The sequence below is a fragment of the Arthrobacter sp. MMS24-S77 genome, assembly GCF_054888235.1.
On record NZ_JBTZRN010000001.1, the window covers coordinates 4,586,957 to 4,607,818 of the forward strand.

21 protein-coding genes are annotated in these 20,862 nt (G+C 64.8%); 6 read left to right on the forward strand and 15 right to left on the reverse strand.

The genetic code is table 11. The features are described 5' to 3' along the window. Positions 1-52: 52 nt before the first annotated feature. The 3 genes from ACX5I4_RS21210 to ACX5I4_RS21220 form a co-directional block, all read right to left on the reverse strand. Entirely contained in the window at positions 53-1,987 is a 1,935-nt protein-coding gene (locus tag ACX5I4_RS21210; protein WP_461838424.1) for a bifunctional sugar phosphate isomerase/epimerase/4-hydroxyphenylpyruvate dioxygenase family protein, read from the reverse strand. Continuing rightward, entirely contained in the window at positions 1,987-2,910 is a 924-nt protein-coding gene (locus ACX5I4_RS21215; RefSeq protein WP_461838425.1) for a shikimate dehydrogenase, read from the reverse strand. Before ACX5I4_RS21215 ends, ACX5I4_RS21210 begins: the two co-directional genes overlap by 1 nt. Positions 2,911-3,066: 156 nt before the next feature. Then, positions 3,067-3,837 (reverse strand): IclR family transcriptional regulator, encoded by a 771-nt coding sequence (locus tag ACX5I4_RS21220; protein WP_461838426.1) that lies wholly within the window; start codon positions 3,835-3,837, stop codon positions 3,067-3,069. Positions 3,838-4,045: 208 nt separating this feature from the next. On the opposite strand from ACX5I4_RS21220, the gene ACX5I4_RS21225 reads away from it, so the two are divergent. Together ACX5I4_RS21225 and ACX5I4_RS21230 are read left to right on the forward strand one after the other, a co-directional pair. After that, positions 4,046-5,362, forward strand: a complete 1,317-nt coding sequence (locus ACX5I4_RS21225; protein WP_461838427.1) for an MFS transporter — start codon at positions 4,046-4,048, stop codon at positions 5,360-5,362. Between the two features lie 200 nt (positions 5,363-5,562). After that, positions 5,563-5,799 (forward strand): hypothetical protein, encoded by a 237-nt coding sequence (locus ACX5I4_RS21230; RefSeq protein WP_059388807.1) that lies wholly within the window; start codon positions 5,563-5,565, stop codon positions 5,797-5,799. A 17-nt stretch (positions 5,800-5,816) separates the two neighbouring features. Here ACX5I4_RS21230 and ACX5I4_RS21235 read toward each other — a convergent pair whose 3' ends face one another. From ACX5I4_RS21235 to ACX5I4_RS21245, 3 genes are read right to left on the reverse strand one after another with little or no spacing between them, the layout of a single operon-like run. Next, positions 5,817-6,104, reverse strand: coding sequence for a MoaD/ThiS family protein (locus ACX5I4_RS21235; RefSeq protein WP_184740006.1), 288 nt, complete (start codon positions 6,102-6,104; stop codon positions 5,817-5,819). Positions 6,105-6,112: 8 nt separating this feature from the next. Continuing rightward, the gene (locus tag ACX5I4_RS21240) at positions 6,113-7,267 is read right to left on the reverse strand and encodes a WD40/YVTN/BNR-like repeat-containing protein (RefSeq protein ID WP_461838428.1); all 1,155 of its coding nucleotides are present in this window, start codon (positions 7,265-7,267) and stop codon (positions 6,113-6,115) included. A gap of 57 nt (positions 7,268-7,324) precedes the next feature. Further along, a complete protein-coding gene (locus tag ACX5I4_RS21245) occupies positions 7,325-7,525 on the reverse strand; it encodes a hypothetical protein (RefSeq protein WP_461838429.1) in 201 nt (66 codons plus the stop codon). A 103-nt stretch (positions 7,526-7,628) separates the two neighbouring features. Here ACX5I4_RS21245 and ACX5I4_RS21250 point away from each other — a divergent pair, with 103 nt between their 5' ends. Beyond that, positions 7,629-8,171 (forward strand): universal stress protein, encoded by a 543-nt coding sequence (locus ACX5I4_RS21250; RefSeq protein ID WP_461838430.1) that lies wholly within the window; start codon positions 7,629-7,631, stop codon positions 8,169-8,171. Positions 8,172-8,416: 245 nt separating this feature from the next. Here ACX5I4_RS21250 and ACX5I4_RS21255 read toward each other — a convergent pair whose 3' ends face one another. The 4 genes from ACX5I4_RS21255 to ACX5I4_RS21270 are packed head-to-tail and all read right to left on the reverse strand — an operon-like array spanning position 8,417 to position 13,486. Next, complete coding sequence (locus ACX5I4_RS21255) at positions 8,417-9,808, reverse strand: GntP family permease (protein ID WP_461838431.1); 1,392 nt, start codon at positions 9,806-9,808, stop codon at positions 8,417-8,419. Between the two features lie 22 nt (positions 9,809-9,830). Then, positions 9,831-10,466, reverse strand: coding sequence for a bifunctional 4-hydroxy-2-oxoglutarate aldolase/2-dehydro-3-deoxy-phosphogluconate aldolase (locus tag ACX5I4_RS21260; protein WP_461838432.1), 636 nt, complete (start codon positions 10,464-10,466; stop codon positions 9,831-9,833). Next, the gene (locus tag ACX5I4_RS21265) at positions 10,456-12,123 is read right to left on the reverse strand and encodes an N-acyl-D-amino-acid deacylase family protein (protein ID WP_461838433.1); all 1,668 of its coding nucleotides are present in this window, start codon (positions 12,121-12,123) and stop codon (positions 10,456-10,458) included. The genes ACX5I4_RS21260 and ACX5I4_RS21265 overlap by 11 nt, the downstream gene beginning before the upstream one ends. 10 nt (positions 12,124-12,133) lie before the next feature. Continuing rightward, positions 12,134-13,486: a type III PLP-dependent enzyme domain-containing protein gene (locus tag ACX5I4_RS21270; RefSeq protein WP_461838434.1), complete on the reverse strand. Its 1,353-nt coding sequence runs from the start codon at positions 13,484-13,486 to the stop codon at positions 12,134-12,136. A gap of 232 nt (positions 13,487-13,718) precedes the next feature. Here ACX5I4_RS21270 and ACX5I4_RS21275 point away from each other — a divergent pair, with 232 nt between their 5' ends. From ACX5I4_RS21275 to ACX5I4_RS21285, 3 genes are read left to right on the forward strand one after another with little or no spacing between them, the layout of a single operon-like run. Next, entirely contained in the window at positions 13,719-14,750 is a 1,032-nt protein-coding gene (locus ACX5I4_RS21275; RefSeq protein ID WP_461838435.1) for a sugar kinase, read from the forward strand. Beyond that, positions 14,747-15,508, forward strand: coding sequence for an IclR family transcriptional regulator (locus ACX5I4_RS21280; RefSeq protein WP_461838436.1), 762 nt, complete (start codon positions 14,747-14,749; stop codon positions 15,506-15,508). The genes ACX5I4_RS21275 and ACX5I4_RS21280 overlap by 4 nt, the downstream gene beginning before the upstream one ends. Next, on the forward strand, positions 15,505-15,909 hold the full coding sequence (locus ACX5I4_RS21285) for a RidA family protein (protein WP_268019892.1): 405 nt from the start codon (positions 15,505-15,507) through the stop codon (positions 15,907-15,909). The genes ACX5I4_RS21280 and ACX5I4_RS21285 overlap by 4 nt, the downstream gene beginning before the upstream one ends. Before the next feature lie 92 nt (positions 15,910-16,001). On the opposite strand, the gene ACX5I4_RS21290 is transcribed toward ACX5I4_RS21285, so the two are convergent. The 5 genes from ACX5I4_RS21290 to ACX5I4_RS21310 form a co-directional block, all read right to left on the reverse strand. Next, the gene (locus ACX5I4_RS21290) at positions 16,002-16,355 is read right to left on the reverse strand and encodes a rhodanese-like domain-containing protein (protein ID WP_461838787.1); all 354 of its coding nucleotides are present in this window, start codon (positions 16,353-16,355) and stop codon (positions 16,002-16,004) included. 167 nt (positions 16,356-16,522) lie between these two features. Beyond that, positions 16,523-17,338 (reverse strand): IclR family transcriptional regulator, encoded by an 816-nt coding sequence (locus ACX5I4_RS21295; RefSeq protein ID WP_461838437.1) that lies wholly within the window; start codon positions 17,336-17,338, stop codon positions 16,523-16,525. A 7-nt stretch (positions 17,339-17,345) separates the two neighbouring features. Continuing rightward, positions 17,346-18,959 carry a beta-N-acetylhexosaminidase gene (locus ACX5I4_RS21300; protein ID WP_461838438.1) on the reverse strand — a complete coding sequence of 538 codons (1,614 nt, stop codon included), beginning with the start codon at positions 18,957-18,959 and terminating at the stop codon, positions 17,346-17,348. Beyond that, a complete protein-coding gene (locus ACX5I4_RS21305; RefSeq protein WP_461838439.1) occupies positions 18,956-19,864 on the reverse strand; it encodes a carbohydrate ABC transporter permease in 909 nt (302 codons plus the stop codon). The genes ACX5I4_RS21300 and ACX5I4_RS21305 overlap by 4 nt, the downstream gene beginning before the upstream one ends. Beyond that, the gene (locus tag ACX5I4_RS21310; protein ID WP_461838440.1) at positions 19,861-20,844 is read right to left on the reverse strand and encodes a carbohydrate ABC transporter permease; all 984 of its coding nucleotides are present in this window, start codon (positions 20,842-20,844) and stop codon (positions 19,861-19,863) included. The genes ACX5I4_RS21305 and ACX5I4_RS21310 overlap by 4 nt, the downstream gene beginning before the upstream one ends. Between the last annotated feature and the right edge of the window lie 18 nt (positions 20,845-20,862).

Consider the following 20,862-nt stretch of genomic DNA (forward strand, 5'->3'; position numbering starts at 1 on the left):
CGGCCGGCTCCTTTCGGGTGGTTGCTTTCCTGGTTTCTGCTTGCGTTTCTGCTCAGCGGTGCACGTGATGGGCGTGAAGCGAGTCGTATTGGACGGCGTGGCGCACGGGGGCGTTGGGGGCGCCGTAGCCGTCGTAGTTGCCGCGGCGTTCCACCATTTCGAAGAACACGCTGCCCACCGTGGCGGTATAGAAGTGGAGGAATTCACCGTTGGCATCCCTGTCATAGAGAAGGTTCAGTTCCTCGAGGGTGGCTAGGAAGGCAGGATCCAGGGCGAAGCGCGCATCCAGGTCCTCGTAGTAATTGGCAGGGATCTGCAGGAACTCGAGTCCCCGTGCCTGGGCCGCCCGGGCCGTGGCCACGAGGTCACCTACCGCGAAGGCGATGTGTTCCTGGTAGTTCTTGCGGGCGCCGGGTCCCTGCTGGCCGGGCTCCTGCTGAAGCACCGGAGCAAGGTTCAGCACCAGGCGCACGGCGCGGTCAGAAGTCTGCATGACCTGCGAGCGCACCAGGCCGCTGGGACTTGGCACTTCGGCGAACGGCTGCGGTTCCAGCGCGAGGGCGCTCGTGTAGAAGAGGACGGCTTCGTCGAAGTGCTGCCACGGCTGGGCCAGGTTCACGTGGTCAATCACCGCTTGCGCTCCCGCTGAAGGGTGCTCCAGGCCCTCGCCGAATTCATGCGTCCATGCCGCCGTCCCGTCCGGGCTGCCCTGGCACAGGAAGATTTCCGTGGAGTCCGGTGCGGCGATGCCTTGGAACACTTCCTCGTCAGCCTGGACTTTGCGGGGAACCACGGGAGCCTTGAGTTGCTGGGCGCGGGCCGAGGCAATCACGGGAGAGTCGACGTCGAAGCCCAACGCCGCAATGGCGGGTTCACTGTGCGACGGCGCTTGTTCGTTGATGATCACGCGTGCCTGGCCCATGGACCACAGCTGCACGTCCTTGGTCCGGTGCCGGCCGTCGAATTCGAAGCCGAGCTGGCCCAGAAGCGTTTCGAGCTGCGCGGGGTCATCGGTTTTGACCTCGGCGAAGTTGAATCCCGCCGGTTCCGCCACCTTGGGCAGCGTGGCCAGTTCCATGGGATAACGACGGCGGCCGGCAGCGTTGGCGAGCGAGTCACCGCTGGCGCCTCCCGACGCTCCTCCCACCGCAAAGGACGCCGCGTTCGCGTCGAGCCACTTGGCGCTCTGTTCCTCAAGCCAGATCAGCGAGCGCATGGCGTCGACCGCCGTGCGCTCCACATCCGATTGACGGAAGACGTCGTTGAAGACTTCCAGCGAGACCGGACCGGAGTAGCCGGCGCGGGCAACGTGGCCCATGAACTTGGCCAGCTCGAATTGTCCTTCGCCCGGGAACACGCGGTAGTGGCGGCTCCAGGACAGCACATCCATGGAGAGCTTCGGGGCATCGGCCACCTGGACGAAGAAGATCTTCCCGGGCTTGATGGCCTCGATGGGTGCCGTATCCCAGTCGCGGGAAAGGATGTGGAAGGAGTCAAGGCAGGTGCCCAGGTTGGGGTGGTCCACCGTCTCCACCAAACGGTGCGCATGCTCATAGTCGTTGACGTACTTACCCCAAGCGAGTGCCTCGTACGCGACCTTGACGCCGTGGTCCCCAGCCAATTCCGCCAGGCGGGAGAGCTGCTCGGCCCGGAGGCCGTCGTCGTCGATCGTGGCAGTTCCCACGTTGGTGCACACCAGGATGGTGTCCATGCCCAGGCGGGACATGAGCTTGAACTTGGCTTCCGCCCGGCGCAGGTTTTCCTGCAGGATTTCCTCGGAGACGCTGTCGAAGTCGCGGAACGGCTGGTAGAGGTCCAGTCCGAGCCCGAGGTCCGCGGCCATCTTCCGCACATCCTCCGGGCTGAGCGGGGAAGTGACGAGGTCCTGTTCGAAGATTTCGATGCCGTCAAAGCCCGCGATGGCGCAGGCCTGCATCTTTTCCTTGAGCGTGCCGGAGAGGCAGACCGTGGCGATTCCCGTGCGCATCAGTGCCCCGCCCCGGCGAGTGCCTTGTCTGCCTTCGACGCTTCAGCCTTGGTTTCTTCGGCGCTCACAAGCGCCAGGAAGTGTGCCCGCATCCGTTCCGGATCGGCGTCGCGGCCGGTGAAGATGCGGAAAGCGTCGGCGGCCTGCCCCACGGCCATGCGTCCGCCGTCGAGCACGCGGCAGCCCTTGGCGCGCGCCTCGAGCACCAGTTGGGTCTCGATCGGCCGGTAGACGATGTCGGCGACCCAGTGGCGGGATTCCACGAGGGACATGTCCAGTGGAAGGCCTGGATGCGCGGCCATGCCCACCGGGGTGCAGTGCACCAAACCGTCGGCCAGCGGCATCAGCTGCGGCAGCTCCGCCGTCGTGCGCGCCGTGACGGTGCTGCCAGGGAACAGGGCGGCGAGTTCCGCCGCCCGTTCGGCGCAGCGCGCCGGATCGACGTCCACAAGGTCCAGTGACTTGACCCCGGCAGAAAGGAGGGCGTATGCGACGGCGGAGCCGGCACCACCGGCGCCGAGCTGGACGACGCGCTCCAGGCCCGCGTCGGGAAGGCCAGTGGCCAAAGCTGATCCGAAGCCGGAGAAGTCTGTGTTGTGGCCGATGAAGCGACCGTCCTGGATCAGCACGGTGTTCACCGCTCCGAGCCGCCGGGCGTCCGCGGAAACCTCGTCCAGGAACGGCAGGACCAGTTGCTTGCACGGATGCGTGATGTTGAGGCCGTTGTAGCCAAGCCGGGAAGCGGCAGTCAGGAGATCGCCGACGGCGGAGCCGGGCAGGGAGAGCTCCAGCAGGTCGATGGGCCGGTACAGGTAGCGGAGCCCCTGGACGTCGGCTTCCTTCTCATGCATGGGCGGCGTCAGCGAAGGCGTGACGCCTTCGCCGATCAGGCCCACCAAGAAGGACTCGGCTCGGTTGCTCATGCTCATTGCTCCTTTGACAACTGCACCCGCGGATTGGCCTCTGGATTCCCTTGGGACGTCCAGAGCATGCTGCTCCGCCGGGCGGTATGAATCAGACTACACAAAATGTTCACATATTGCACTTGTGTTCTTATCGCGAACAAAAGTGAGTGCCGCTTAGCGCTGCGGCAGGCGATCGGCAAGCTCGGACGCCGCGCTCTTCAACAGGGGAACGACCGCCACGAGCTGTTCCACGCTCATGCGGAAGACGGGGACCGCTGTAGCAAGGGACGCGAAGGCAACGCCCTGGGAGTTGAGTACGGGTACGGCGACGGCGCGCATGCCCACCTCGTTCTCCTCATCCATGATCGCGTAGCCCTGGCGCCTGACCTTCTCGATTTCCAAGCGGAACGCATCGCGATCCGTGATGGAGAACTCCGTCAGGGGCTCCAAACCAAGCTCTTCCACCAACTGCTGCCGCTCGTCGTCGTCCGCGAAAGCAACCAATGCCTTGCCTACCGCCGTGGTGTGCAGCATCCCAAGATGCCCCGGATCGCTCGTGACCCGGAACATCTGGGGGCCATCCACCTTGTTGACCGTGAGGTGGTGATGGCCATCCCGGACCGAAAGGATGGTGGCCTCGCCAGTCCCCTCCGTCACGCGCTGCAAGATAGGACGCGCGGTACCCGCAAAGCCATGATGATTGGACACCCTCTGCCCGAGCTGGAAGACGCGAAGGCCCAGGTGGTAGCGGCGACCATCGGCCTCATAGTCAACAAAACCGTCGCGAGTCAGAGAACCGAGCAGCCGGTAGGTAGTGCTGAACGGCAGCTCCGCCTGGCGGGCGAGTTCGGAAGCACTGGCCCCCTTCGGTTCATTGCCCAGCAATACGAGGAGGCCCAGGGCCTTGCCGATCATGTCGGTCTTTGTGTCTTCCTTCACATCCATAACTAAAGATTGCCACATCGTGAGAGCTATATCTAGATGGTGAGTAAATATCTTGACAAGTGACTGCGCTCACAGTCATTATTGCTATATCGCACAAGTAGCTCTCACAATGTGGCTACAGCGTGAGGCCGCTGCCGGACCCACAACGACGTTCCAGGTACGCACATTTCAGCCAGATGCGACATCGCCGTCACACAAAAGGAACACCATGAGTCACACGATCCCGTCTACGACGCCGGGCACCGCCACGGCGGGGACGCCGAAGAAGGCCGCCCTCGCCAGCTTCCTCGGTAGCGCCGTCGAGTACTACGACTTCTTCATCTTCGGTTCGGCCGCGGCCTTGATCTTCCCGCACGTCTTCTTCCCCAGCGCCGACGCCAACGCCGCCATCATGTCCTTCGCGACATTCGGCTTCGCCTACGTGGCCAGGCCGGTCGGCGCCATCATCCTGGGGCACTTCGGCGATCGCATCGGCCGCCAGCGCGTGCTGATGTTCACCCTGGTGCTCATGGGCGCCGCGACGTTCATCATTGGCTGCCTCCCCGATTTCAAGTCGATCGGGTGGTGGGCTCCGGCGCTGCTGGTCTTCGCGCGCCTCTGCCAAGGCCTCTCGGCTGCAGGTGAGCAAGCCGGCGCCTCGTCCATGACCTTGGAGCACGCACCGGACAACCGGCGCTCCTTCTTCACGTCCTGGACCCTCACGGGAACCCAGGGTGGCCAGATCCTCGCAGCATTGGTGTTCATCCCCGTCGTCGCCCTCCCCGACGAGATCAAGTACGGCATCGGCTGGCGCATCCCGTTCTGGCTCAGCGCCGTCGTCGTCCTGGTAGCGTTCTTCATTCGCCGCACCCTCCACGAGCCGCCCGCATTCGCCGAGGCCAAGAAGAACAACCAGATCGCCAAACTCCCGGTGGCCGACCTCCTCAGGCTGCACTGGGCCGACGTCCTGCGCGTCATCTGCTGTGCCTTCATCTCCGCCGTGAGCACGGTCTTCGGCACCCTGGCCATCAAGTACGCCCAGGACGTGGCCCACGTCAACAGCACCATCACCCTGTGGCTCGTCGTTGCAGCCAACATCGTGGCCCTTGGCACCCAGCCGGTCTTCGGCAAGCTGGCTGACCGGATCGGCCGCAAGCCCGTCTTCATCTACGGTGCTGTTGCCAGCGCTATCATGACGCCCGTGTTCCTCCTGACGCTCGAATCCGGAAACGTGCCGCTCATGTTCCTGGTCTCGGTGGTGTACTTCGCCCTCGGATACGCCGCTGCAAACGCCGTGTGGCCCTCCTTCTACGGCGAAATGTTCAGCACCAAGGTCCGCTTCTCCGGCTTGGCCATCGGCACGCAGATCGGCTTCCTCATGGCAGGCTTCGCCCCGACCATCGTCACCGCAATGGGCGGCACCAAGGCCGGCGGCTGGGTCCAGATCAGCGTCTTCACCGGCGTCATCTGCGTCATCGCTGCTGTCTCCGCGATGACTGCCCGCGAATCCTTCAAGACCCCGACGGCGGAGCTCGGCCTCAAGTAGGGCGCTCCCCGGAACCTTACCCCCATCGATTGCTCCGTAACGGTCGTTTTGAACCCTCAGAACGACCGTTACGGAGCAATCGATTTTTGTGCTCACACAAGTCTTACCCACGGCTAACCCGTACGAAACCACCCTGCAACATTCGCCCGCCACACTGGAATAGCCGGCAAACGCTGGCAGCTCCAGCCAGGGAGGCCACCATGTTGAAGGAAGTATCAACCCACCCCACACGAATCCGCGCACTTGACCAGCTGCACCGCGGCGACCAGATCGAAGCCCGCCTCTCCGTCGGACCCTCCTACGATGACGTGGTCATCCGCAGGGGGAGCGTCCAAGAGACGGCCCCGGGCATCGGCGTCGTCTGGATCATGGACCAGCTGACCGGCCTGCGCAAGGCCATCAATACCGACGAATGCACCGTCTGGCGAGTGGCCTGATCCTGGCCCCGAACCGCTCAGCCGCCAGCCACGGACTGGATGATCAAGACCTCCTGGCCGGCCGCAACCTCAGTATCCAGACCTTTCAGGCGCCGGACCTCCTCGCCATTGACGTAAATATTCACGTAGCGGCGGAGGGACCCGGTTTCGTCCCGGAGCCTCCGGGCAAGCACCGGGTAGTCCCCGGTCACAGCATCAAGCAAGCTTTCCACGGTCACAGCTCCGTCGGCGGGCGTAGTCAGGTAGGACTGCCCGCCGGCGAGGGGCTGGAGGACGCTGGGCAAAACCACGGTGATGTCGGACAAGATCCGTCCTATCCCGGGACACCGGATGCCGCGGCGGCGGCGGCCAATTCGGCGGCCAGCTCGCCCGAGACAGCGGCAACCCGGACGCACAAAACATCAGGCAAGTGCGAGGCAACTTCAATGAAGGACTCGCCCTCGTCAGCGCTGGCGTAGACCGAGCCACCGCGTGTTCCGAAGTACACCCCGGCAGGTTCAGCTGAATCCACCGCGGCCGCGTCACGGAGCACGGCATTGTATTCATGGTCCGGCAGTCCCACATCCAAACGTTTCCAGGTATTCCCGGCGTCGTCCGTGCGGTGCACCGCGAGATGGCCATCCGGCGGAATCCGCTCGCTATCTGCCTTGATCGGGACCACCCACGCGGTACCTTCGCGACGGGGGTGGGTGAGCATCACAAAGCCGAAATCGGCGGGCAGACCGTCCGCAATTGAAACCCAGTTCTCACCGTTGTCATCCGTGCGGTACACGCCGTGGTGGTTCTGCGCATACAGACGGCCCTCGACGGCGGCATCCGCGGCGATCTTATGCACGCATTGGCCGAACTCCGGGTTGGGATCAGGCATGAAGTAGGCCGAGATCCCCTTGTTGCGCGCTTCCCAGGAGGTTCCGCCGTCGAGCGATCGGTAGACGCCGCCCGTGCTCATGGCGACGTGGACGTTCTCCCCGGAGGGGTTGACGACTATCGAGTGGGCGGCGGCGCCGCCGTAACCCGCTCCCCATTCGCTGCGGTGCGGGTGGTCCCACAGGCCCCGGTTCAGCTCGAAGTGCTCGCCGCCGTCGGTGGATTTCCAGACGGAGATCGGTTCGCAGCCGGCCCAGACGACGCCGGGCCGGGACGCGGAGTCCGGATAGATCTGCCAGATCCGTTCGAGCGCGGCGTCGGTGCCCTCAGGGAATTTGATGGCGCCTTGTTCGGGCTCAGTCCATGTGGCGCCTAGGTCATCGGAGTGGGCCACGGTGGGCCCCCAGTGTTCGGAGCGCACGCCCACCATGATCCGGGGGGCGTCCCCGCGGGTATCGATCCCGATGCTGGGAATCTCGCTCATGAGGAAGTGCGGGCCGGAGAGGGACCATTCCTTGCGGTCTGGACTGTGTGCCAGCCATAGTCCTTTTTTGGTCCCGATCGCCAAGACATAACTCTCTGCGGTAGCCATGAACCCCATGCAACCATCCCCGCGCGGGAGCCGCAACGGTTTTGTGAACCGGTCTAGGAAACCGGCTCAGTCCACGAACTCGGACTGCGTCTCAATAAAGTCCCAGTCGGCATCGGTCAGCCCGCCAGCCAGCTCTTCAAGGCGCGGCCCACCGACTTCGGCAATCCGCTGCACGACTTCCAGTGGAAGTTCCGCGGCACGCAGGTTCTCCCGCAGCCATTCCTTGCTCTTGAGGTCAATGTCCAGCCACCACATGAAGATCTCCACGTGGACCACCCCTTCCTTTGCAAGTTAACGCTAGGCCCGCGGAGGGTGCTCTACAAGGGGCGGGAGCCTGTTCAAACCACGGTTCCCGGGGCAACAATTGGGTATGGCCCCGGATAGTTTCAGTGGGCGTGTTCCGTTGGTTCTCGGCGTCTTGCCCGGGCAGCACCCCCAGGTGCTGCAGACGGCACTGGACCTCGCACTCCATCTCGCCGCACCGCTGGTTTGTGCCTACGTGGATGAGGCCAGCTATTTGGTGGAATGGGACCCCGCGAAGGAAACGCACCGCGTGTCACTGCACCCCGGCAAGGTTGACGCCGACATCACGGCAGTCCAAAACGAGTTGCGTTCCCGGATCAACAAAGCCACCGCGGCAGGCACCGTGGACTGGACCCTGCGCACACTCGCCGGCGACCCGGCGCGTGCAATCAGCCGCCTCGCGGACGATGTCCAGGCGTCGATGATCATCCTCGGCTGCCCTGAGCCCGGCCTGGGCCACAGAATATCCGAAGCCCTGAACGGCTCTGTTGCCACTTGGCTCAGCCGGCACCAAAGCCGCCCCCTGCTGCTCGTCCCGCTGCCCAAACACGGCCGTCATGGTTCCGAGCAACGGTCGGAGAATGACGCCGACGGCCGGATTCGGCCCTAAATTCGGGCCCGGAAAAACTAAAGTGAAAGTAGTTATTCGGATTGGTAGCGGAGTGCCGTCAGGGCACGTAAGCTAATTGTCAGCAGGAACCCCAAGAACCTGCTCCAAAGTCCGCTCCGGAGTGCGTATCCCCCAATAACGCACTCCGGAGCTCTTTGTTTAAGATGCGCAAAATCCCTGGCGACACCGGAATTCCGGCGTCGCCAGGGATTGGCCGCGTCGCTCAATAGGATGCGTGGCGCGTACTAGACGAACTGGTACAGCAAGGCCGCCATGCCGAAGCCCACCACGGAGAGCACGGTTTCCAGTACGGTCCACGTCTTCAAGGTGTCCTTGACGGACATGTTGAAGTACTTGGAGATGATCCAGAAGCCGCCGTCGTTCACATGGCTGGCGATGATGGAGCCCGAGGAGATGGCCATGACGATCAGGGCCAATTGCGGCTGCGAATAGTGTCCGGCGGTGAGCGCAGGGGCCAGGATGCCGCCGGTGGTAACGATCGCCACTGTGGCTGAGCCCTGGGCAATGCGCATACCGCAGGCGATCACGTAGGCGGACACGATGACCGGGAGCCCCGCTTTGGACAAGGTGTCGGCTACCGCGTTACCTACTCCAGTTGCCGAAAGGACCGCGCCGAAGAACGCACCCGCTCCAACAACAAGCAGGATCATGCCGACCGGCTTGAGCGAAGCCGAGCTCAGTTCGGAGAGCTCCTTGGCGCTCATCCCCCGCCGGACGCCCAGCAACCACATGGACAGTCCCACGGCAACGGTCAGCGCAATGGCCGGGTTGCCGAAGAACACCAAGGTGTCGCGGAATCCGCCGGCGGGCAAGAAGACGTTACCGAAGGTGGCGCCGAGGATCAGGACCATCGGCAGGCCAATGGCGAGGGCAACAAGGCTCATGGGCGGCTCGTGGCCCACGGCTTCTTCGGCTTCCGGGATCACGCGGTCCTCCGGAACGGCGATCTGCACGCGCTTGCCGATCCACCGGCCCCAGAGGATGCCGGAGGCGAACCAGGCGGGGATGCCGCAGGCCAGGCCCATGATGATGATCCAGCCGAGTTCCACGTGGAAGAGTCCGGCCGCGGCCACGGGTCCTGGGTGCGGCGGCAGGAAAGCGTGGGTTACGGAGAGGCCGGCGAGGAGCGGCAGGGCGTACAAGATGAGGGACTTCCCGCCTCGCACCGCCGCCACATAGACCAGGGGCGCGAGCACGAAGATACCGATGTCGAAGAAGACCGGGATGCCCAGGACGAAGCCGGTGACACCCATCGCCACGGGGGTGCCCTTTTCGCCGAAGACCTTCACGAGCTTCCCCAGCAGGACTTCAGCACCGCCGGAACGTTCCAGGATGGCGCCGAGCACCGTACCCAGGCCGATGATCAGTGTGATGTGTCCGAGGATCCCGGCGAAGCCCTTCTCAATGAGGGCATCTCCGCTCTTGATGGGCGAGCCGACGAGGGCGTCGATGCTGACTCCGCCCGCCAGCGCCACGAGCACGCTGGTGCCCACCAAGGCGATGAACGGTTCGACTTTGACTTTGATGATCAGAAACAGCAGGAGGGCAATGCCCACACCCGCCAGGAGGAGCAGGCCGGCTGTATCGTGCCGCAGCCAGTTCAGGAATTCATTCATGGACGTTACTTTCTGGGGATTCCTACGTGAGGGTGGCGGTGAAGGCGGAGGCCCTGGCCGAGATGTCTGCCCAGTCGCCCGAGGCCACGGCGGCGGGAGGGACAACGCTGGTCCCGCAGCAGACTGCTGCGGCGCCGGCGTCGAGATAGCTCTTGGCGTTCGACGCATCGATCCCCCCGGAGGGAAGGAGCCGAATGCCCGGGTAAGGTCCCTGGAGATCCTTCAAATAGGCCGGGCCGAGCTGCCGGGCCGGAAAGATCTTGACCGCGGCGGAACCTAGGTCAAGGGCCTGCGCAACCTCGGTGGGAGTCATGGCGCCCAAGCTGAAGGGAATGCCGGCCGCGGCAGCCACTGCGGCGACCTCCGGACGGAGCCCCGGGGTCACCAGGAACCGGGCCCCGGCGTCGATGGCTGCCTTAGCCTGCTCGGCCGTCATGACGGTGCCGATCCCGACGGCGGCGCCGTGCTGGGCGGCGGTCTCGACCGCCCGCCGCACATGGCTAAGCACGTCCGGCGTGGTGAACGTCAGCTCGACGCTGCGGATGCCGCCGTCGGCCAGTGCCCGGCAGAGCTCGGCGGCATCGGGGATAAACGACGTCCGGACGACGGCGAGGGTGCGGTCGGCTTCAAGCTGCTGGACGAATTCTTCAGGAGTCATGCGATTCGATACCTTCTTCTGGAGCTATTCGGGTGCGTCCGTCGGGGCTGCGACGCAGGGCGCGGCCGGCGCGGGCGCCGGTGGGTTGCCCGCCGTCGATCGCGGCTGTCCCGTTGACGAACACATAGTGGATGCCGGAGGCTGCCCGGCGGGGGTTGTCAAAAGTGGCTTCGTCGCGGATGCTCTCCGGATCGAAGAGCACGACGTCGGCCGCGTAGCCTTCGCGGACCAGGCCGCGGCGGTCGAGTTTGAGCCGCCTGGCGGGGCGGCCGCTCAGGTGGTGGACCATGTCTTCGAGCGTCAGCAAGCCCAAGTCGCGGCTGTAGTGGCCCAGGTAGCGGGGAAATGTTCCCCAGGCGCGGGGGTGTGGCTTCGCTCCGACCAAGAGGCCGTCGCTGCCGCCGGTGTGGGTGCGGTGGACCATGATGGCCTGCACGTTTTCTTCGTGGCCAACGTGCTGCAGGATCCCGGTGCCGAGGCGGTCCTCCTGGAGGATCCCCGCGAAGACGTTGAACGGCTCTTGTTCCGTTTCCTCGGCGATCGCAGCGATCGTCTTGCCCACATGGCCGGCGAGCGCGGGATTCTGGACGCCGCTGATCTCAAGCGTGTGCCACTCAGCAACCACTCCGTGGCAGCCGTCGGAGCCGTAGATCTCAACGCTCTCGCGGATTTTCGCCCTGGTTCCAGGGTCGGCCAGCCGGGCCAGCGTGGCCTCGGTGCCGCCCGAGGATGCCCAGCTTGGCAGGATGGCCGAAAGGGTGGTGGCTCCGGGGAGGTAGGGGTAGGTGTCGAGCGTGATGTCGGCGCCGGCGTCGAGGGCTGAGTCGATCAGCTCCAGCAGCTCGCCCGCACGGCCCTTGTTTTCGGCGAAGTTCATGGTGGCGTGGGACAGGTGCAGGGCGCAGCCGGTATCCCGGCTCAGCTCGATCATCTCGGCGTAGGCTCCGAGCGCGCCCTTGCCGTACGAGCGGTGATGCGGGGCGTAGAAACCGCCCAGCTCTCCCACGGTGCGGCAAAGTCCCGCCAGTTCCTCGGTGCGGGCGTACATGCCGGGGGTGTAGGTCAGTCCGGACGACATCCCCACGGCGCCTTCCTCCATGGCGGTGCGGACCACGTCCTGCATCCGCTCCTGCTGCTCCGGCGTCGGGTCACCTTCGGCGAAGCCCATCACCATGGCCCGCACGGTTCCCTGCGGCACGAGGTAGGCGGCGTTCGTGGCGATCCTGCCTTTGTTGTCTGCGCGGTCGAGGCGGTCAAGGTACTCGCGCACCGATCGCCAGTTCCAGTCGAAATCCTGCGGATTGTCGTTCCAACCGGCTATCTTTTCGCGGACTCCGGCGAGGGTGGCCTCATCTACCGGAGCGTAGGACAGTCCGTCCTGGCCCAGGAGTTCGGTGGTGACGCCTTGGCTGAGCTTGGCGTAGTGGTCCTTGTTGACCAGGAGCTGGAGATCCGAGTGCGCATGCATGTCGATGAATCCGGGGCTCAAGACGAGCCCGGTGGCATCGATGATCCGCTCGGCGCCTGTTCCGCTGGCGGTGAGGGATCCGGCGTCGGCGACGACGGCGATCACCTCGCCGTCCAGCAGGACGTCCGCTGGGCGACGGTCCGATCCGGTTCCGTCCACCAGGACGGCGTTGCTGATGAGTGTCTTCATGGCGCGTGTCCTAGAAGAAGGTGTGGATGAGGTCGACGACGGTTTGGTCGCCATCTGTGTCGGCCAGCACCGGGATGAGCGTCCACTTGTCGAAGGCGGTGCACGGGTGCGAAAGTCCCAGGCGCACCACGTCGCCGGGCCGGACGGTGGTGGTGCCGGCGTCGAACGTCATGAAGCAGTGCTGATCGTTGACGGCGGTGATCTCTGCGCCGGCGAGCGGCTGCATGGGACCGCCGAGGGCGGGTCCGATCAGCTGCGGCCGGGGCAGGCCTTCGTCTACGGGGAGGTCGCGTTTGCCGGCGTCGAGGATGGCCAGGCCGGGTTCCGGTTGCGATACGACTCGCGCCCAGCCGTGCATTCCTGCCTTGAACGGTTCGCCGCCGTCGCGGGAAAACGGTGAGATGCCGCGGTAGAAGCCGTCGTCGTGGATGATGTAGGCGCCGCTGCGGATCATGAGTTCCACGCGGGGGCCAGCCTCGGAGCCGGCCGTGACGCACGGCGACAGGACGTCGACGACGTCGTCGAAGTAGGCGCTGCCACCCGCAGTGAGGATGACGGCGTCGGACCCGTAGAGACCCTCACTGAGCAGCCGCTCGTGCAGCTCACGCATCTGGCCCAAGTAGCCGCGGACGGCGGCCAGGCTGCCGGCGTCGGCCGTGTGGGCCAGCGATCCTTCGTAGCCGCTGACGCCGACCAGCCTCAGGTGAGATGAAGCGGCCACGGACCGGGCGACGTCGAGCGCTGCTTCGACGCCCCGCGCGCCGGTGCGGCCACCCATTCCGCCAAGCTCAACCAGGACATCCAGGTTGGCGTCGCTTCCGGCTGTTTCCAGGGTGCGTCCGATGACATCGACCGTGACGGTGGAATCCACCCAGGACAGGATCGGCTGATCCGGGCTGGTGGTCGCGGCAACCCATTCGATGGCATGCGGGTCGGTGAGGCTATTGGCCAGCTGCAGGCGCCGCACGCCGAATTCACGGGCAACGCGGAGCTGCGCGAAGTTCGCCACGGTGATTCCCCAGGCGCCGCGGTTGAGCTGTTCGGACCACAACTGCGGTGCCATGGTGGTCTTGCCGTGCGGAGCCAGCAGCACGCCGTGCTCCGCGCACCATGAGGCCAAGCGATCGGCATTGCCGCGCAGCGCCCCGGCATCAAGGGTCAGCAACGGCGTCTGGAGTTCCGCAAGGGTGGGGCCTGTCGAGAGGAACTCGCGGTGGCTGGTGCCGTTAGCGGTGGCGGGCACTGCCTTGTGCCGCCAATCGAGCCGGACATCTGCCAGGCGGGCCACGGCGTCGGACGCAATTGCGCCGGACTCTGTCCCGGCTCCGGCCTCTATCCCGGCTCCGGACGTGGAAGTGTTCACCAGTTCGATCCCTTCACGGTGCGCATTTTGCTCGCAAACTTGTCCGCAACCTCCATCGCGTTGCGTATTTTGCAACGCAGGTTGCAAAGCTGTTGGTGATATGTCTAACATGGTGCAGGACTGGGAGTCAAGGCCGTGGCATGTCCCGGCAGGCCTGGTCCGGCTACGAAAATCCCTTCTTCATGGGGGCGTCGAGTGCCGCTGGAAGCGGCAGAGGGAGTGCGGGAGTTTCATGCTTTCAGCTGTATGTGTGGGCGAAACGATGGCCATGCTCACCCCCGTGAAGGCCGTCCCGTTGCACCAAGCCACGGAGTTGCACTGCGGCATCGGCGGCGCCGAATCGAACGTTGCCATGGGCCTCGCTGCCATGGGCCTGGACTCCCATTGGGTGGGCAGGGTTGGCCGGGACGGATTCGGTACCCGGATCCTCGACGAGCTCAGCAGCCACGGCGTAGGCGTCGCCGGTGTCGAAGTTGACCCGGGGCGGCCCACGGGCCTGTACGTCAAGGTCCCCGCCCAGGAATCTGACCCCGACGGCGGCAGTTCAGTTTTGTACTACCGGCAAGGTTCCGCGGCTTCGGCCATGGGCCCGGGCACCCTGGCGAATGCCGCCGTCGCGCGCTTGTTGGACGAAGCCTCACTCATCCACCTGAGCGGCATCACAGCGGCGCTCTCAGCGGAATGCCTGGAGCTCACGGAGGCCATCCTCACCGCACCGAGGCACGGCCGCCTCATCAGCTTCGACGTCAATTGGCGTGCCGCCCTTTGGACCGGGCAGGACCGCTCTGTGCTGCGCCGGCTGGCCAATCTTGCCGACATCGTGCTGGTGGGCAAGGACGAGGCCGAGCACGCCTTCGGCACCACGGACGAAACTGAACTTCGGCGCCTCATGCCCGATCCCGCCGTCGTCGTTATCAAGAACGAAGCCATTAGCGCCATCGCCCTGGAACGGGACGGCTCGCGCTCGGAAGTGCCCGCCTTGTCCGTGGACGTGCTTGAGCCGGTCGGCGCGGGCGATTCCTTTGCTGCCGGCTACCTGAGTGGCATGCTGTTCGGCCTCGAGCAGAAGGCGAGCCTCCGCCGCGGTCACGTCGCCGCAGCCTGCACCCTCACCGTGCACGGCGATCGCGGCCCCCTTCCCAGCTCCGCCCTGCTTTCGGCCATCCTCGATTCCACAGACGCCGAATGGGCTGCGATCCATGTTGCCAGGGGGCATTTCAGCAGCCAGAACCGGAGCGTTCAAGATCGGAACACAGCGCCATGAGCCAGAGCCTGATGCGGGCTATCGACCTGCTTGCGGAACTCGCGGCCAAACCGGCCACCCTTGACGAGCTCGCCTCCAAAGCGTCCGTCCACAAAACCACGGTGATGCGGCTCCTGCATGCCATGGAGGAAAAGCGCTTCGTTGTCCGCGACGAGGACCAACGATTCATGCTCGGCTCCAAGCTGTTCGAGTTGTCCTCCCTCGCGTTGGAGCAGCGGGACATCCGCAAAGTTGCGCACCCGTACCTGGCCGAACTGAACGGAAAGACCGGCCACACTGTGCACCTTGCCGCGTTCGAGGGAAACGACGTGGTGTACATCGACAAGTTCGAGTCCCACCATCCAGTGCGGATGTACTCCCGGATCGGCCTGACCGCGTCCCTGCATTCGGCAGCGGTCGCAAAGGTCCTGCTTGCCGACATGCCCCGCAGCCGGCAGGAACGTATCGCGGCGGGCCTGGACTACACAAGAATTACCGACACCACCCTGACCTCACCGGAGGCCCTCTTGGCCGAACTGGAGGAGGTCAGGATCCAGGGCTGGGCCCACGACAACGCCGAGCACGAAGCCTTCGTGCACTGCATCGCGACCCCCATCCGCGACGCAAGCGGCGCCGTCGTGGCCGCAGCCTCTTGTTCGGTACCGGTGGTGATGCTCAGCTACGAAGGCTTGCTTGAGCTGCTGCCCGACCTCAAAGCCAGCACCGAGGCCATCTCCCGCGACCTCGGCTGGATCAGCCATGAAAGGAACTCAGCATGAGTGAAAAGACTGTAGTACTGACCGAAAACGCTCCGGCCCCGGCGCATGTATTCTCCCAAGGCATCCAGAAGGGCGGCATGTTCCAGGTGTCCGGGCAGGGCCCCATGGATCCTGCCACCAACCAGTACATCGGCGAGGGCGACGTCCGCGTCCAGACCCGCCGGACTTTGGAAAACGTCAAGGCGATCCTCGAAGCCGGCGGCTCCTCGGTGGAGGACGTCATCATGTTCCGCGTCTACCTCACAACGCGCGACGATTTCGCGGCCATGAACGATGTCTACGGCGAGTTCATCACCGAGAACGTCCCCAGCGGCCAACTGCCGAGCCGCACCACGGTGTTCGTCGACCTCCCGCACGAAGTCATGCTGGTGGAAATCGACGCGCTGGCGGTTACGGCCTAACTTTGGTTTACGACGCGCAAATGGACCGGCGACACACAGGGAATTCCGGTGTCGCCGGTCCATTTGCGCGTCGCCAGTCCGTTAGAGCATCGCTACCCCTCGGGCTGGTGCGCCGTCACCAGCCCATCGAAGTTCCGAACGACAACACCATCAACCGTCTCCACTGGCAGGCCGTTCCGGGCCCAATACTCAATGCCGCCGATCATCTCCCGCACCGGGTACCCGAGCTCGGCGAACGCCAGGGCCGCGAAGGTGCTGCCGTTGCATCCCGGTCCCCAGGAATAGACCACTACTGAAGTCCCGGCCGGGATCAGCTCGGCGGCGCGTGCAGGGATCTGGGCCGTCGGCAAATGCACGGCTCCGGGGATATGCCCGTGATCCCACGAAGACTTCCGGCGCGTATCAACCAGCACGAAGCTACCAGGAGCCGAGTCGGCGACGTCCATGACGTCAATCTCGAACTGCAGCTTGCCACGAAAGTAGGCGGCCGCGGCGCCGCCCGGTGCCCCAGCACCTGCGGCGGTCACAAAACCCCCGGCGCCCCCGGCGCCAGCCGCGCCGCCCGCCCCAACCGCAGCACCGACGTCGTTCATTGGCTTTTCCATCCGCACCCCTAGGCCAGCTTCGCGAGTTTTGCGTTGGCCCGTCGCGATCCCAGCTTGGCCGAGATGCGGAGGCTGGTTTCGGCGGCCATCGGGCCCACTTCGCGGACGCGTTTGGCGGTCATCCGGGAAGACAACGAGGAGACGCTGAGGGCGGCAACCACGTGGTCGTCGTGGCCGAAAATCGGGGCGGCGACGCACCGGACCTCGGGCTCGTTCTCGCGGTCGTCGATCGCATAGCCTCGGCGACGGATTGCGGCGAATTCCGCCCGCAACCGCTCGGGATCCGTGATGGTCCTGGCGGTGATCGGCACCAGCTCGCTGGCCAGGATCGGCGCCACCACTTCCTCGGGGCTGAACGCCAGCATGGCTTTGCCGACCGCGGTGCAGTATGCCGGCATGGTCGCACCAACGCGCGATGCCATGCGAACCGTTGCCTCATCTTCCACTTTGTCCAGATAGACCACGTCGTGACCGGACAGGACCACCAGGTGGCAGGTACTTTCCGTGGCCCTCATCAGCACGCGGAGTTCGGCGTTGGCGACGCTGCGCAGATCCAACCGATCCAAATAGGCCTGCCCCAGGCGGAGGCAACCGTGACCCAAGCGGAAGCGACCGCTCTCCGCGTCGCGCTCCAGCAGGTTTTCCTCCACCAAGGGCGCGGCCAAGCGCAACACCGTGCTCTTGTTGAGCCCGGAGAGCTTGGTCAGCTCCACCAAGGCGAGTCCGTCCGCGCTCACCGGATGCTCCGCCACTACCGCGAGCAGAGCCAGCGCCTTCCGCAACGAGGCCGAGGAGTTCCGGGCCTCCGTGCCTTCTGTACCCACGTGTGTCCTATCCAGCGGCGTTGCGCTGCTCGGCGTCGTAATCGCGTTTCCAGCCAACCACGCCGGGCCTCAACTGCCAGGGTTTGGGTCCTGACAGGGGCCGGAATTCCACTCCCATGGCTTCCAGCCGTTCCAGGTGCGCGCCTTCGAGCCTGGCCAGGAAACCATCGTAGTCCCGGCTCTCGGGCCGGGACCAGAGCACCTCCGCGATGGCGCTCAGACGCGGAAACGCCGCGAAGTGGACCCGCCGCGGAGAATCCAGGTGTTCGGTCCAGATGTTGGCCTGCGCTCCGAGGAGCCGGCCGGGATACGCCTCATGGGCACCGGCTGGCAGCGGCTCGAATTCGTAGACGTCCTTCAGCGTGGTGACAAAACCTACGGGCACGGGCTCATCGTCGCCGTCGGCCTGCCGGTGGTCGAGGTATAGCTTGTGCTCGGGGCACATGACCACGTCGTAGCCACTCTCGAGCGCATTGAGGCCTCCTTCATAGCCACGCCACGAGGCAACCAGCGCGCCGTCGGGGAGTTCGCCGTCGCCTATTTCGTCCCAGACGGACGTCACGCGCCCCTGCCCGGCAAGGTGCTTTGCCAGCTGCCCGACAAACCAACTGTGCAGCCCGGAAATGTCCGGCAAGCCGAGCTCGGCGGCTTTGGCTTGGGCCTGCGTACTGGACTGCCATTGGGTCAACGGGACCTCGTCCCCGCCCAGGCTGATCCAGCGGGAGGGGAAAATCTCCACCACTTCGTCGAGCACATTGCGGTAGAACTCCAGCGACGCGTCCGAGACCTCCAGGACGGTCTCGTTGATTCCCCAGCGGGTCCAAACCTCTGCGTCCGCGCCCGTGCCCAGTTCCGGGTAGGCGGCGATGGCGGCTTGGCTATGTCCCGGAACATCGATCTCCGGAATGACAGTGATGTGCCGTTCCGCGGCGAACGCGACCACTTCGCGGAGATCGTCCTGGCTGTAGAAACCGCCGTGCGGAACCCCGTCGAAAACGCCGGCCCGCCACGAACCCAGCGACGACTCCCGCCGCCACGCCCCGATCTCGGTGAGCTTCGGGTAGCGGTTGATCTGGATCCGCCAGCCTTGGTCATCGGTGAGGTGCAGGTGCAGGACGTTGAGTTTGTGCATGGCCATCACCTCGATGAACCGCAGCAGATTGTCCTTGGGCATGAAGTGCCGGGCCACGTCCAGCATCGCGCCGCGGTAACCGAAGCGGGGCTGGTCCTGGATGGACACCTCGGGAACCTGCCATACACCCCCGGCTTCTGCGACGGGCGCTTGCCGCAAGGCTGCGGGTCCCAGCAACTGCAGGAGCGTCTGCGCGGCATAGAAGGCTCCGGCAGGGCCGCCCGCATGAATCACGACGGCGGCGCCCACCTCCAGGCGGTACGCCTCGGCGTCGAGCTCCGGGTCAAGACGAAGGCTGATGCGCGCATCAGCCACGGCGACCGGAAACAGATCCCAGCCGGTGGCTGCGCCGAGGGTGCGGGCCAGCCAGCGGCGCGCGCTGTTCAGTTCCGGATCGGCAGCCAGGGTGGTGGCTGCGTCCAGTTCCAGGAAACCGCCGCCGGACTCCACCAAGCACGGAACGGGAACCAGCAGATCCGCGGCGCTCATCCCTTCACCGCCCCGGCCAGGCCGGACACGAGCTTTCGCTGCACGGCAATGAAGAAGATGAGCACCGGAATGGTCATGATCACGGAACCGGCCATGATTGCACCCCAATCGTTCTGGTCGGGCTTGAAGAAGGTCAACAATGCCATAGGCAGGGTCTGGTTCTCCTGGGCGGAAATGATGAACGTCTTCGCGAAAAGGAAGTCGTTCCACGTTGAGATGAAGGAAAACACCGAGCACGCCACCACGCCGGGTGCCACCAGCGGGAAGAGGATCGAGCGGACAAAACGGAAGCCACTTGCCCCGTCCAGGCGCGCGGCTTCCTCGATCTCCACCGGCACGGCTGCCACAAAGCCACGAAGCATCCAGATCGCGAACGGGATGCTGAAGCCTACGTGCACCAAAACCAGGGAGCCGAGCTGGTTCAAGCCCACTAGCGGTATCGCCTCCCCCGCGTTGCGGAGCAGGAAAAACAGCGGAATCGTCAGCGCCTCCACTGGCACCATTTGAGAGACCAAGACCACGATCAGCAGCTTGGTGCGCATCTTGAATTCGTAACGGGTCAGCGCCACGGACGCCAGGAAAGCCAGCACTGTCGAAATGATGACGACCACAAGCGCCACAATCACGCTGTTGAGGAAGTACCTGCCGAAATTGTTCACGGACAGGACCCGCATGAAGGAATCGAAAGACGGTTCCAGCGTGAACGGTGCGGCGTCGCCGGCGTCGAGCGCTGTCTTCGGCTTGAGGGCCGAAAGGACCATCCAGAACAGGGGGAAGGCGACGATAAGCGCGATGGCGAGTGCCGCGGCGTCGGCGCCGATCCGGCGTCGTCCGCCTTTGCGGAACTTTTGCTGGGCTTCCGGCGCGGGCCGGTTCTTGCGGAGTGAAACGTCGACGGCGGTCACAGGGCTTCTCCCGTTCTCTTGAGGATGCGGAGGTAGACCAAGGTGATGATCATCCGGAGGGCGGTCATGATGACGCCGAGGGCCGAACCAAGGCCGTAAAGGCTCGCCGCGAAGGCCTGTTGGTAGCCGTAGACGTTCAGTACGAGGTTCTGGCCCGCGATGCCACCGCCGTTGGTCATGATGTAGATCTGCGAGAAGATCTTGAAGTTCCAGATGATCGACTGGATGGTCACCACGATGACGATGGGCCGCAGCATCGGAAGCATGATGCTGCGCGCGATCCGGGGCATGGAAGCACCGTCGAGCCGCGCCGCCTCAATCACTTCGGTGGAGATCGCCTGGATGCCGGCGTAGACCGTCACGAGCACGAACGGGAACGAACACCAGACCACCTCGCTGGCTACCAGCCCAAAGGCCGACCACTTGTCGTAGGTCCAGGAGTAGCCGTTGAACTGGGTCAGGCCCACGGACACGAGCATCTTGTTGACGAGCCCCAAGGTGGGGTCGAAGAGGAAAAGCCACACCGCACTGCCGGTGACGGCCGGGGTTGCCCAAGCGCCAAGCGAGACCACGAATAGCGCCGTCCGGACCCAAGGCCGCAGTCGCGTGGCCAGTACTGCCAGGGATGTTCCCGCCAGCAGAGTCAGGACAACGCAAGCGCCCGCGAAGAGCACGGTGTTGCCCAAAACAGACCAGAACTCGGGATCGGCGACGAGCTTCTGGTAGTTCTCCAGGCCCGTGAACTGAAGGGGTGCCTTGCCGCTGACTTGGGCTTGGCGGTAGTCGTACAAGGAGACGTTGATCAGCTGGAAGATCGGATATCCCAGCAGCGCGATCAGGACGATGAAAGCCGGAGCCAGGTAGAGCCACGGTTCCAGGCCCCGCTTGCCTGGCGAACGACGGCGGGACGTGCCCGCCGTCGTCGGCTTGCGGTTCTGCGTTCCGCTGGTGTTCGCTTTCGCCGACGCGAGCGCGGTCATGCCGCACCGACCGGCGCG